Genomic DNA, 12,295 nt, shown 5'->3' with positions numbered 1-12,295 from the left:
TCTAGGGTTTCGGCGCACCTACACAAGGAATCCTGAATGCCCCGTTCTGTGATCGACGCGATCGGCAAAACGCCTTTGATCCGCCTCAACAAAGCTTCGGAACAAACCGGTTGCGAGATCCTGGGCAAGGCCGAATTCATGAATCCGGGCCAGTCGGTCAAGGATCGCGCCGGCCTGTTCATCATCCGCGATGCCGAGCAGCGTGGGCTGCTGAGACCCGGCGGTGTCGTCGTCGAGGGAACGGCGGGCAACACCGGCATCGGGCTGACGCTGGTCGCCAAGGCGCTCGGCTATCGCACCGTCATCGTCATTCCCGACACACAGAGCCAGGAGAAGAAGGACACGATCAAGCTGCTCGGTGCCGAACTGATCGAAGTGCCTGCCGTGCCCTACAAGAACCCCAACAATTATGTGAAACTGTCGGGGCGGCTGGCCGAGCAACTGGCGCGGACCGAGCCGAACGGCGCCATCTGGGCCAACCAGTTCGACAATGTTGCCAACCGTGACGGCCATATCCGCACCACAGCAGAGGAAATCTGGAGCCAGACCGGCGGCAAGGTCGATGGCTTTGTCTCGGCGGTCGGTTCCGGCGGCACGCTGGCCGGCGTCGCCTTTGGGCTGAAGGCGAAAAGCAAGGATGTGAAGATCGCGCTGGCCGACCCGCTGGGGGCCGCGCTCTACTCCTTCTACACCAGCGGCGAGCTGAAGTCCGAAGGCAGCTCGATCACCGAAGGCATCGGGCAGGGGCGCATCACCGCCAATCTCGAAGGGTTCACGCCGGACTTTTCCTTCCAGATCCCCGATGAGGATGCGCTGCCGATCGTCTTCGACCTGATCCAGGAAGAGGGGCTTTGCGTCGGTGGCTCGACCGGCATCAACATTGCCGGCGCGATCCGCCTGGCCAGGGAATTGGGTCCCGGCCACACCATCGTGACCATTCTTTGTGACTACGGCACGCGCTATCAGTCAAAACTGTTCAACCCGGAATTCCTGCGCGAGAAGCAACTGCCGGTGCCGGGTTGGATGGAGCTGAAGAGCACAATTTCGGTGCCGTTCGAAAAGGTCGCGTGATGGCAAACTGGACGGATGCCCTGTTTCGCGACGACGCCTATCTGCGGACGGCGGATGCGACGATCGTTGCCGTCAACGACCGCGGCGGCATCATCCTCGACCGGACGATCTTCTACGCCACTTCGGGCGGCCAACCGGGCGATACCGGGTGTCTCGAACGCGCGGACGGCAGCCGCATCGCCATTGCCGCTACCCTCACCGGCGAGACCAAGGACGAGATCATCCATGTGCCGGCGCCGGAGCAAGCAGTGCCACAGGTCGGCGAGACGGTGAGGTTGGCCATCGACTGGGAACGCCGGCATCTCCTGATGCGCATGCATGCGGCTTGCCATTTGCTCACCGTCGTCTGTCCGTTTCCAATCACCGGTGCCGCCGTTTCCGAGGACGACAGCCGTGTCGACTTCGACGCTCCGGATGCCGGCTTCACCAAGGAGGACATCACCGCCGGGCTGATGGAGCTGGTGCGGGCCGATCATCCGATCTTTGTCAGGCTGATCAGTGACGAGGAACTGGCCGCCAATCCCGGCCTGGTGAAATCCAAGAACGTCCGGCCGCCGGCCGGCACCGGCAAGATCCGCCTGGTCTGTATCGGCGACAACGCCTCGGTGGACAGCCAGCCCTGCGGCGGCACCCATGTGAAGAGCACTGGCGAAGTCGGCGAAATCCACATCGGCAAGATCGAGAAGAAGGGCCGTGAAAACCGGCGCTTCCGCATCCGCTTTGGGCCGATGCCGGCAAACTGAACAGACAGTGATCGCCAAAAGGCGAGCAGGAGCACAAAATGGCCGAGGACAGCCCCTTCACCGTCGACGCAGACTGGCTGCAGCAACGTCTCGGCGAGCCGGGCCTGACGATTCTCGACGCATCCTGGTATCTCCCGGCGCAGAAGCGCGATGCGCGCGGCGAGTATGATTCGGCCCACATCCCGGGCGCACGATTTCTGGATCAGGATGCGGTTTCGGATCCGGATTCGCCCTTGCCGCATACGCTGCCGTCACCGCAGCATTTTGCCCAGTATGTCGGCGCCATGGGCGTTTCGGCCGATGACACCATCGTCGTCTACGATGGTCCGGGTTTCTTCTCGGCGCCCCGGGCGTGGTGGATGTTCAGGGTGATGGGCGTCTTCCAGACCTATATTCTGGATGGCGGCTTCGATGGCTGGAAAGCCGCCGGCAGACCGGTGACGGCTGAGCCGACGAAGATCGCGCCAAGCGTGTTTCATGCCGATTTCGACTCCGGGCGCGTCGCCAGCCTCGCCGACATGCGCCGGATCGTCGACACCAGGGCAAGCCAGATCGCCGACGCCCGGGGACCGGGCCGCTTTACCGGCGCCGAGCCTGAGCCGCGCGCGGGTATCCGCTCCGGCCATATGCCTGGCGCGCGCAATCTGCCCTATTCGGCGCTGTCGGAAAATGGCGAGCTGCTGTCGAAGGACCGCCTGCGCAAGGCGATCGAGGAGGCCGGCATCGATCTGTCGAAACCTGTCGTCACCTCATGCGGCTCCGGCATTACCGCAGCGGTGGTGACGCTGGCGCTGGAAACACTTGGCCATACCAACAACAGGCTTTACGACGGCTCCTGGACGGAGTGGGGCGGGCTTTCCGACACGCCTGTCGTGACCGGCCCCGTTGTGATCGGCAAGGAATGAAGACGATGGAAAACGGCGCGCTGGAAGATATTGACGTCACGGTGACGTTTCTCGAGATGCATGTGCCGCCGGCCTATTCGCCGCCGGTGCCCTACAACCGTCAGATCGCGCTGCTGAAGACCAAGGACATTCCGCTGCATTTCTACCGCTATCTGATGGACCGGGTGGGGCGCAAATGGCACTGGGTCAATGTGCTGAGGCTGGATGACGACGAGCTTGCCGCCGGCATTCATCGCGAGGATCGCGACATCAGGGTCCTTTATCTCGACGGCGCACCCGCCGGCTTCTTCGATCTCAAGCCGCATCTGCCGGAAGAAGTCGAGCTCGCCTATTTCGGCATGATGGAACATGCGACGGGACAAGGCATCGGCCGCTGGTTCCTGGGTTCCGCGATCGCAGCCGCCTGGTCGCATGGTCCGAAGCGCGTGACGGTGCAGACCTGCACGCTCGATCATCCGGCGGCTCTGCCGCTTTACCAGAAGCTCGGCTTTGCACCGGTGGCGCAAAAGAAGGAAATCGTGCATCCGCTGCCTTTCGCCGAGCGCGCGGCCAGCGTCATGCGGCCCTAGCCGGAAGCTGACACCAGCTCGAATCTGAACCTGTCGTTCATCGGCCCTTCAGGCTGCTTTTGGCATGTTGCCCGCACCATCAATGCGGCCAAGGCCGAAGGAGACGAAGACATGCTGACCCGCCGTACACTTGCCGCCGCGCTGATCGCGGCGATTGCCATGCCAAGCCTGGCCGCAGCCCAGGCGACAACGCCTTCGGCCGCGACGATCGAGCGGAAGCTCGAGGCAGCACCGCGTGTGAAATTGCGGCCGAACGAGCGCGTCACCATCCGGGAATTCAAGCGGCGCCCGGATTTGCGCCGCATGGCCCGCTCGATCGATATCCAGTCGATCAACTTCGCCTTCGGTTCGGCGGCTATTGCCAACTCGCAATACGACAAGATCGAGACTATTGCCGACGCGCTGCGGCGAATCCTGCGCCGCGATCCCGGCGCCCGCGTGCTGATCGAGGGCCATACCGACGCCGTCGGCTCCTTCCAGTCGAACCAGGCCCTGTCCGAACAACGCGCCGCTTCGCTCAAGCGCACATTGGTGCGCGAATTTAGGGTGCCCGGCCATGCACTGGAAACCGTTGGTTACGGTGAGGAGTTTTTGCTGGTGCAGACGCAGAACGAAAACTGGCAGAATCGCCGGGTGACGCTGCGCCGCTTCGACGATTTCATCCGTTGAGTCGCAGCTCCGAATTTTAATTAGCCGGCGCCTTTGACAGGAATCTGATGAGAGCCGATCGCCGAGGGGCGATCGGCTTTTCGACATTTGGCAGGAATCGGGTGGGCGGCGAGGGTTCAAGGACATAATTTCCAATCACGACACCGGAGATTTTTCCATGACCATCCAGTTCAAAGCTTTGCCGACCGAAGCTGTCAGGACGCTGCAGCGTGGTGGCGTCGATGCTTATGGCCAAACGCCCGAGCGAAAGGTCTCAGATGGTGACGGCATGCCTTGCCGGCATTGTTTGAAGAACATAGGAGCCGGCGATGCCTATCTTGTTCTGGCATACAGGCCATTCCCGCAGCTTCAGCCCTATGCCGAAACCGGGCCGATCTTCCTGCATGCCGAGGAATGCGACGGCGCTGCCGAGGGCGAGGCGCTGCCCGAGATTCTCGACAGCCCCGACTACATCGTGCGCGGCTATGGCAGGGATGACCGTATCGTCTATGGCAGCGGCGGCGTGGTCCCGACCGGAGACATCACCGGGCGGGCCAAGACCTTGTTGGAACGCGACGAGATCGCCTACGTCCATGTCCGCTCGGCGCGCAACAATTGCTACCAGTGCCGCATCGAGCGCGCTTGAGGCTGAGATTAGCCGCTGGAAACAGCTGTCGTACTCCCGTCGCATAGTCGCGATAGAAAGCCATTGTCGATCGATTTGCCGACCGCGGATGAACCGGCGGCAAATCTCGTCATCGAGGAAGCGGGGCTTTGGCTCCGCTTTTTTGTTGCCTGCGTTTGGAGCAGACGTATTCCACGCAAGAAAAAAGCCCGCCGGCATGGCCGACGGGCTGCAACTGTTTGGCTGGAGGGCCTTTTAGTTGAACTTGTACTTCGCGCCGAGGCGCACGGTGTGGAAAGAGGAAGTCGAGGTAAGGGTGTCGTCAGGTGCGCCGAATTCCGAAGAAAAGTCCTTCTTGGCGAACTGCGAATAGCGATATTCGAGGCCAACGGTGACATTGCTGGACAGAGCCGTTTCCAGTCCGCCACCGACCGAGAAGCCGCTGGAGCCCCAGTCGAGGATGTCGCCGATCGGGTCGGAAGCGTTCAGATCGAAATGCTGCCAGCTGTAGCCGGCAAGCGCATAGGCAAGGGTCGATTCGTTCATCTTCATGCCAACGCGGCCCAACACATCGAACCCATAGTCGGTATCGACGTTGATCGATCCGCCGCCGAGATCCAGCTTGGAAGTCATGCCGGAGTAGCGTGCATCGACCATGACGCCTGCGACCCAGCTGCCGAAGTCATGATCGTAGCCGACGTTCAGTTCACCAAAGGCACCTTCGCCACCGAGACCATTGAATTCCAGGTCGCCGAGCGGCGGAACGTTGATCTGGTGCACGGACGCACCGGCACCACCAGCGCCGCCGATATAGAAGCCGGTCCAGTTGTAGGCTGGCGTCTCGAAGGCAGCACCGCCGCCGTTCTGGGCACCGAAACGGTAATTGGCTGCGATCTGGAAAGTATGGCGCGAGGTGTCAAGATTGAGGAGACCGTCCGGAACCCCGACGATGCCAGCCTCGGAAAGAAGATCGTCCTTGGTCCCGAAGCCCGTATAGCGATACTCAGTCTTGATCGTCCAATTGCTGTTGATGGCCGTTTCGATGCCACCTCCGACAAAATACCCGCTCTGATCCCAATCAAAGTCGAAGCCAGCGTTCGTATCGAGCTTGTACTTCTGCCAGGAATAGCCACCCAGCACGTATCCCAGAGTGTTTGGCGTCAAGAGATAGCCGAGACGCAGGCCAGCGTCGAAACCGTAGGTTTCCTTGATCGAAGCGTCGAATCCCGTAATGTCCAGCGTGGTCCCGATGTTGCCGACGTGAGCGTCCAGCAGACCACCGATGAGGAACCGCGGCGCGACCATATAGTCATAGCCAACCGTCAGCTCACCGTAGACGCCTTCGCCACCAATGCCGTTCAGCGAGACTGGAATAAAATCGCTGCTGAGCTTGTGTACGTTGGCACCGGCGCCGACGCCAAAACCAACGTATAGACCGCTCCAGTTAAAGCCGGCAGCTTCTTCTACCGGCTGCACGACGTCTGCTGCGTGAGCAGCAGATATCAAAGCCACAGCAGAAACAGCACCAAGAAGAAAAGATTTCGCGGATGTGCGAATGAACATATGCCCGTACCCCATGAGTAAACCCAGAATGTCTCTAGCAGGGAACCGGCCGGCACGGGAATGACAAATATGCAACAATGATGAGCAAAGTGCCGTTGCGTCACATCTTTCGGCGCCATGCTTTGCCTGAAAAACAGGCTCGCAAGAAAAAACCCGCCGGCATGGAACCGGCGGGCTGGATTGAAAGGAGCTGTTTTTCGCGAAAATCAGGCGGCGAGTACCGCTTTCGGCTCGACCAGTTCGTAGCCGAGCGCCTCGGCGACTGCGCGGTTGGTGATCTTGCCCTTGTGGACATTGAGGCCGTTGCGCAGGTGATGATCGTCGACCAGCGCCTTCAGGCCCTTGTCGGCGAGCTGCAGGCCGTAGTGAAGCGTCGCGTTGTTGAGCGCGTGGGCCGACGTGACGGGCACGGCACCCGGCATGTTGGCGACGCAATAGTGGATGACGCCGTCGACCTCATAGGTCGGGTCGGCATGGGTGGTGGCGTGCGAGGTCTCGAAGCAGCCGCCCTGGTCGATGGCGACATCGACCAGCACCGAGCCTTTCTTCATGCCCGACAGCATTTCGCGCGAAACCAGTTTTGGCGCCGCGGCACCCGGGATCAGCACCGCGCCGACGACGATGTCGGCTGAAAAACACTCTTCTTCCAGCGCCTCGACAGTCGAGTAACGGGTGTGGACGCGGCCGGCGAAGAGATCGTCGAGCTGGCGCAATCTCGGGATCGAGCGGTCGATGATGGTGACGTCGGCGCCAAGGCCGGCCGCCATCCTGGCCGCGTGCAGGCCGACGACGCCACCGCCGAGCACGGTGACCTTGCCGGGCAGCACGCCGGGCACGCCGCCCAGCAGCACGCCGCGGCCGCCATTGGCCTTCTGCAGCGCCGTGGCGCCGGCCTGGATCGACAGGCGTCCGGCAACTTCCGACATCGGCGCCAGCAGCGGCAGGCCGCCACGGTCGTCGGTCACGGTCTCGTAGGCGATTGCCGTCACGCCGGACGCAAGCAGGCCCTTGGTCTGCTCCGGATCCGGAGCAAGGTGGAGGTAGGTATACAGGATCTGGCCTTCGCGAAGCTGCGCCCATTCGCTGGGCTGCGGCTCCTTGACCTTGACGATCATGTCCGACTTGGCGAACACCTCGGCGGCCGTCTTGGCAATCGTGGCGCCGGCGGCGCGATAGGCGTTGTCATCGGCGCCGATGCCGGCACCGGCCCCGGTCTCGACCAGCACTTCGTGGCCATGGGCGACATATTCGCGGACCGAGCCGGGGGTGAGGCCGACGCGGTATTCGTGGTTCTTGATTTCCTTGGGGCAGCCGACGCGCATTTTCTTCTCCTGATCCGGCCCTTTTGGGCTCGTTCCCTGTATGGCTGGAGTGAACCACGAATCGTTGCGCAGGTGTTTGCGAATGCGCTTGCGCCCACCGGCCGGTTTCGATAATTGTTGCGCGAAACAGCAAGATATTCGCAGGATTCACGAATAATGCCGCTCGACAGGATCGATATCGCCATTCTCGAGGCTTTGCAGAAGGATGGCAGGATACCCAATGCGGCGCTGGCCGAGAAGGTCGGCCTGTCGCAGTCGGCCTGTTCGCGCCGGCTCGACAATCTGGAGAAATCCGGAACCATTCGCGGCTACCACGCCCGGCTTTCCAATGCGGCACTTGGCCACCAGATGACGGCGATCGTGCACATATCGCTGTCGGGGCAGTTCGAGAAGACGCTGTCGGATTTCGAGGCGGCGATCAAGCGCTGCCCGAACGTGCTGTCCTGTCACCTGATGTCGGGCGAATACGACTACATCCTGCGGATCGCGGCGAAGGATCTCGTCGACTATGAGCGCATCCACAAGGAATGGCTGTCGGCGATGCCGCATGTGACCAAGATCAATTCGTCCTTTGCGCTACGCGAAATCGTCGACAGGACCGCCATGGGCATGAAGCCGGAAATGGCCTAGGCCTCCGTTACCACCCGATCCATCGGAATGTCGTGCGGCTGCGGGTAGATGGTCGCGATGCGCTGCAGCTCGTAGCCGACGCCGATGACCAGTGGCTTGAACGGCATCGCTGCCAGCGTACGGTCGAAGAAACCGCCGCCATAACCCAGGCGGTAGTTCAGGGGATCGATGCCGACGATCGGCGAGATGACGATGTCCGGCAGCACCGGATCGCCCTCGGCCGGGATCGGGATATTCCAGACACCTTTCTCCAGCCGGTCGCCTGCTTTGTAGGCGCGGAAGATCAGCGGCTGCCCCTTCTCGATGACGATGGGCAGGGCGGTGCGGCCGCCGCGTTCGTTTATGGACGTCATCCAAGGCCGCAAATCCGGCTCGCCGCGAAACGGCCAGTAGAGACTGACCATGCGGCCGGCGATCTCGCCGATTACCGCGTCGAGGCCATCGGCGATGTGTTGCGACATTACCGTTCGCGCGTCGGCCGAAACAGCAAGACGCGCGGCGATCAGGCGTTCGCGCTCAGCCTTGCGCCAGCGTCTCACATCGGTCCAGTCGCTCGAAGGCGCACGGAATTCCGTATCGAGTTCGTGCATGAAACAGGGCGGCGAAGAATACTGCGCCGGAGCATCGTCGTCACGATCGTTGGCCATGCCTCACCTCATCGCGTGTTCGATGACGCTATACCTCGCGATACGATACAACATGTGCATTCACGACATGCAACGACGAGTCTCGGGCACTGGCCATCTGTTGTTGCATTGCACAAAAATACCTACATGCAGGACAGGCAATCTTGCTAACAAGGTGAACGAAATGAACGAAGCCAGGCATCATGTCGTCGTTGTCGGCGCGGGGTTCGGCGGCCTCGAGTTCACCCGTGCGCTTGCCGGCGCTCCCGTGCGCATCACCATGATAGACAAGCGCAACCATCACCTCTTCCAGCCGCTGCTCTACCAGGTGGCGACGACGGCGCTGGCCACCTCCGAGGTTGCCTGGCCGATCCGCCACCTCCTGCGCAAGCGCAAGGATGTGACGACGCTGCTCGCCAATGTCACCGGTGTCGACCGCGCCGGCAAGCGCGTGCTGCTCGATGACGGCAGCGCGGTCGCCTACGACACGCTGCTGCTCGCCACCGGTGCCCGCCACGCCTATTTCGGCCATGACGAATGGGAGCCGTTCGCGCCTGGCCTGAAGACGCTGGAGGACGCCACCACCATTCGGCGGCGAATTCTCCTGGCCTTCGAACAGGCCGAGCGGGAGGCTGATCCCGCCAAGCGCCAGGCGCTGCTGACCATTGCGATCGTCGGTGGCGGGCCGACCGGCGTCGAGCTTGCCGGCACCATCGTCGAGCTGGCGCATGACACGCTGCGCGGCGAGTTCCGCAACATCGACACGCGGCAGACGCGCGTGGTGCTGATCGAGGCCGGCGACCGCATTCTGGCCAATTTCGCACCGAAACTTTCCGACTACGCCAACAAAGCGCTCGAGCGGCTCGGCGTGACGGTCGAGCTCGGGCGGGCCGTCACGCGCTGCGACGCCGAAGGTGTCGTGTTTGGCGATAAGCAACTGGCCGCCCGAACGATCCTGTGGGCAGCCGGCGTTGCCGCTTCGCCAGCCGCTGAATGGCTGGGAGCGAAGGCGGACCGCGCGGGCAGGGTGCTGGTCGAGCCCGATCTAAGTGTGCGTGGCAGCCCGGAGATCTTCGTCATCGGCGACGCCGCTCATGTGCTGCGGCCAGACGGGCGGCCGGTTCCCGGCGTGGCGCCTTCCGCCAAGCAGGAGGGCCGACATGTTGCGGCTACCATCAAGGCCAGGCTCGGCGGCGACACGACCGCGCGTCCTTTCCACTACAGGCATGCCGGCGATCTGGCGACGATCGGCAAACGCGCCGCCGCCATCGATTTCGGCTGGATCAAGCTCACCGGCTGGCTCGCCTGGTGGCTGTGGGGAGTGGCTCACATCTATTTCCTGATCGGCTTTCGCAACCGGCTTGCTGTTTCGCTGAGCTGGCTATGGATCTACGCGACGGGGCAACGCAGCGCGCGGCTGATCACCCAGGGCGACGACGACAAGGGCTGATTTCTTCACCGGCACCGTTCATCCGCACGTCATCTGTTGCTGGTCGACTGACCTTCCGATGCACGCAACTTCTTGAATGGACTTGAGCCGATTTCGGCGCGAAGTTCGCTTCGGGGCAGGGCGTGTCACGTTGTCGATAAGGAGAAAACATGTCGCAACTGCTCCATCCCGTCTCCCGCCGCGATTTCCTCGCTGGCACCGCAGCTACAGGGGCGCTGATCGTGCTTCATCCCTTCTCCGCTCGCGCACAGGCCAACCAGGCGCATCTCCGGATCATGGAGACCACCGACATCCATGTGAACGTGCTGCCTTACGATTATTACGCCGACAAAGCGAACGACACGCTGGGCTTGTCGCGCACGGCCTCCCTGATCGACGCCGTGCGCAAGGAAGCGGTGAATTCGATGCTGATCGACAATGGCGACCTGCTGCAGGGCAATCCGATGGGCGACTACATCGCCTATGAGAAGGGCCTGAAGGACGGCGACCTGCATCCGATCATGAAGGGTATGAACCTGCTCGGCTACGAGTGCTCGACGCTGGGCAACCACGAGTTCAACTATGGCCTGTCGTTCCTGGACAAGGTGCTGGCCGGCGCCAATTTTCCCTTCGTCTGCGCCAATCTGATCCGCGGCACGGAGCTTGCCGCGAACCCGCGCGACGACAAGCTCTATCTCAAGCCCTATGTCATCCTCGACAAGAAGATCAAGGACGGTTCGGGCGCCGAGCAGCCGATCAGGATCGGCATCATCGGCTTCGTGCCGCCGCAGATCATGGTCTGGGATCTCAAGAACCTCGAAGGCAACGTCAAGACGCGCGACATCGTCGAGGCGGCCAAGGCCTGGGTGCCGCAGATGAAGGAGGCGGGCGCCGACATCGTCATTGCGCTGTCGCATTCCGGCATCGACGTGAAGCACGGCGACATGATGGAGAACGCCTCGTTCTTCGTCGCCGGCGTCGCCGGCATCGACGCGGTGTTCACCGGGCACCAGCATCTGGTGTTCCCCGGCAAGAAGGATTTCCAGTCGCTCGATGGTGTCGACACGCAAAAGGGCACGCTGCAGGGCAAACCCGCCGTCATGGGCGGTTTCTGGGGCTCGCATATGGGGCTGATCGACCTGATGCTGGAGCGTGACGGGTCGAAATGGAAGGTCGTTTCCGCCACTTCCGAGGCGCGGCCGATCTTCGAACGCGTCGACAACAAGAATAAACCGACTGTCCCGGACGACAAGCGCATCATCGCGGCCCTTGAGCAGGACCACCAGGCAACACTGGCCTATGTGCGCCGCCCCGTCGGCAAGACCTCCGCGCCGCTCTATTCCTATTTCGCGCTGGTCGCCGACGATCCGTCGGTGCAGGTCGTCAGCCAGGCGCAGACCTGGTACCTCAGGGATATTCTGAAGAATACGCAATGGAAGGATGTGCCGCTGCTGTCGGCGGCCGCTCCGTTCAAGGCCGGCGGACGCAACGGCGCCGACTACTATACCGACGTGCCCGCCGGCGATATCGCCATCAAGAACGTCGCCGACCTCTATCTCTATCCCAACACCGTGCGTGCGGTCGAAATCACCGGTGGGCAGGTCAAGGAATGGCTGGAAATGTCGGCCGGGATCTTCAACCGGATCGAGCCAGGGAAGGCCGACCAGGCCCTCATCAACACCGATTTTCCGTCCTACAATTTCGACGTCATCGACGGCGTCACCTATAAAATAGACCTGTCGCAGCCGCCGAAATACGATGCCAAGGGCGGGCTGGCTAACGCTGGCGCCAATCGCATCGTCGACCTGAGTTTCGATGGAAAACCAATTGACCCCAAACAGAAATTCGTCGTCGCGACCAACAACTACCGGGCCGGTGGCGGCGGCAATTTCCCCGACATCAATGCCTCGAAGATCATCTATGAAGCGCCGGACACCAATCGCGACGTCATCGTCCGCTACATCGTCAGCGAGGGTACAATCAACCCGTCCGCGGACGACAACTGGTCGTTCGCGCCGCTGCCTGGAACCAGCGCCGTGTTCGAAACCGGCGCCAAGGCGAAGGATTTCATTGCGCAGCTGAAATCGCTGAAGATCGAGCCGGCAGGCGAGGGCGAGGCAGGTTTCGCGAAATACCGCATCCTGCTTTGAAGGTGGTTCGGGTC

At 62.0% G+C, this 12,295-nt stretch carries 12 protein-coding genes; 9 read left to right on the top strand and 3 right to left on the bottom strand.

What is annotated here, in order from left to right; all coding sequences use genetic code 11:
* Positions 1-36 precede the first annotated feature (36 nt).
* The 6 genes from EOC83_RS27985 (at position 37) to EOC83_RS27960 (ending at position 4,582) form a co-directional block, all read left to right on the top strand.
* Positions 37-1,071 carry a cysteine synthase A gene (locus EOC83_RS27985; RefSeq protein WP_013531459.1) on the top strand — a complete coding sequence of 345 codons (1,035 nt, stop codon included), beginning with the start codon at positions 37-39 and terminating at the stop codon, positions 1,069-1,071.
* On the top strand, positions 1,071-1,814 hold the full coding sequence (locus tag EOC83_RS27980) for an alanyl-tRNA editing protein (protein WP_063168059.1): 744 nt from the start codon (positions 1,071-1,073) through the stop codon (positions 1,812-1,814). The genes EOC83_RS27985 and EOC83_RS27980 overlap by 1 nt, the downstream gene beginning before the upstream one ends.
* A gap of 38 nt (positions 1,815-1,852) precedes the next feature.
* Positions 1,853-2,719, top strand: coding sequence for a 3-mercaptopyruvate sulfurtransferase (gene sseA, locus EOC83_RS27975; protein ID WP_063168058.1), 867 nt, complete (start codon positions 1,853-1,855; stop codon positions 2,717-2,719).
* 5 nt (positions 2,720-2,724) lie between these two features.
* Positions 2,725-3,288 carry a GNAT family N-acetyltransferase gene (locus tag EOC83_RS27970; protein ID WP_013531462.1) on the top strand — a complete coding sequence of 188 codons (564 nt, stop codon included), beginning with the start codon at positions 2,725-2,727 and terminating at the stop codon, positions 3,286-3,288.
* Between the two features lie 111 nt (positions 3,289-3,399).
* On the top strand, positions 3,400-3,957 hold the full coding sequence (locus EOC83_RS27965; RefSeq protein WP_013531463.1) for an OmpA family protein: 558 nt from the start codon (positions 3,400-3,402) through the stop codon (positions 3,955-3,957).
* A 157-nt stretch (positions 3,958-4,114) separates the two neighbouring features.
* Entirely contained in the window at positions 4,115-4,582 is a 468-nt protein-coding gene (locus EOC83_RS27960) for a DUF1203 domain-containing protein (protein WP_013531464.1), read from the top strand.
* 234 nt (positions 4,583-4,816) lie between these two features.
* Here the strand turns inward: EOC83_RS27960 and EOC83_RS27955 are convergent, their stop codons facing one another.
* Positions 4,817-6,124: an outer membrane beta-barrel protein gene (locus tag EOC83_RS27955; RefSeq protein WP_063168057.1), complete on the bottom strand. Its 1,308-nt coding sequence runs from the start codon at positions 6,122-6,124 to the stop codon at positions 4,817-4,819.
* 206 nt (positions 6,125-6,330) lie between these two features.
* Positions 6,331-7,446 (bottom strand): alanine dehydrogenase, encoded by a 1,116-nt coding sequence (gene ald, locus EOC83_RS27950; protein ID WP_013531466.1) that lies wholly within the window; start codon positions 7,444-7,446, stop codon positions 6,331-6,333.
* 156 nt (positions 7,447-7,602) lie between these two features.
* On the opposite strand from ald, the gene EOC83_RS27945 reads away from it, so the two are divergent.
* Positions 7,603-8,076 (top strand): Lrp/AsnC family transcriptional regulator, encoded by a 474-nt coding sequence (locus EOC83_RS27945; RefSeq protein ID WP_013531467.1) that lies wholly within the window; start codon positions 7,603-7,605, stop codon positions 8,074-8,076.
* Here EOC83_RS27945 and EOC83_RS27940 read toward each other — a convergent pair.
* The gene (locus EOC83_RS27940; protein WP_082826460.1) at positions 8,073-8,723 is read right to left on the bottom strand and encodes a 5-formyltetrahydrofolate cyclo-ligase; all 651 of its coding nucleotides are present in this window, start codon (positions 8,721-8,723) and stop codon (positions 8,073-8,075) included. The two genes, EOC83_RS27945 and EOC83_RS27940, sit on opposite strands and share 4 nt — an antisense overlap.
* Positions 8,724-8,886: 163 nt before the next feature.
* Here EOC83_RS27940 and EOC83_RS27935 point away from each other — a divergent pair, with 163 nt between their 5' ends.
* Together EOC83_RS27935 and EOC83_RS27930 are read left to right on the top strand one after the other, a co-directional pair.
* On the top strand, positions 8,887-10,152 hold the full coding sequence (locus EOC83_RS27935; protein ID WP_063168056.1) for an NAD(P)/FAD-dependent oxidoreductase: 1,266 nt from the start codon (positions 8,887-8,889) through the stop codon (positions 10,150-10,152).
* Positions 10,153-10,301: 149 nt separating this feature from the next.
* Positions 10,302-12,281, top strand: a complete 1,980-nt coding sequence (locus EOC83_RS27930; RefSeq protein ID WP_063168055.1) for a bifunctional 2',3'-cyclic-nucleotide 2'-phosphodiesterase/3'-nucleotidase — start codon at positions 10,302-10,304, stop codon at positions 12,279-12,281.
* Positions 12,282-12,295: the final 14 nt, after the last annotated feature.

The sequence above is a fragment of the Mesorhizobium sp. Primo-A genome (assembly GCF_003997175.1).
Taxonomy (GTDB): domain Bacteria; phylum Pseudomonadota; class Alphaproteobacteria; order Rhizobiales; family Rhizobiaceae; genus Mesorhizobium; species Mesorhizobium ciceri.
This window is presented reverse-complemented; position numbering and strand designations above follow the sequence as displayed.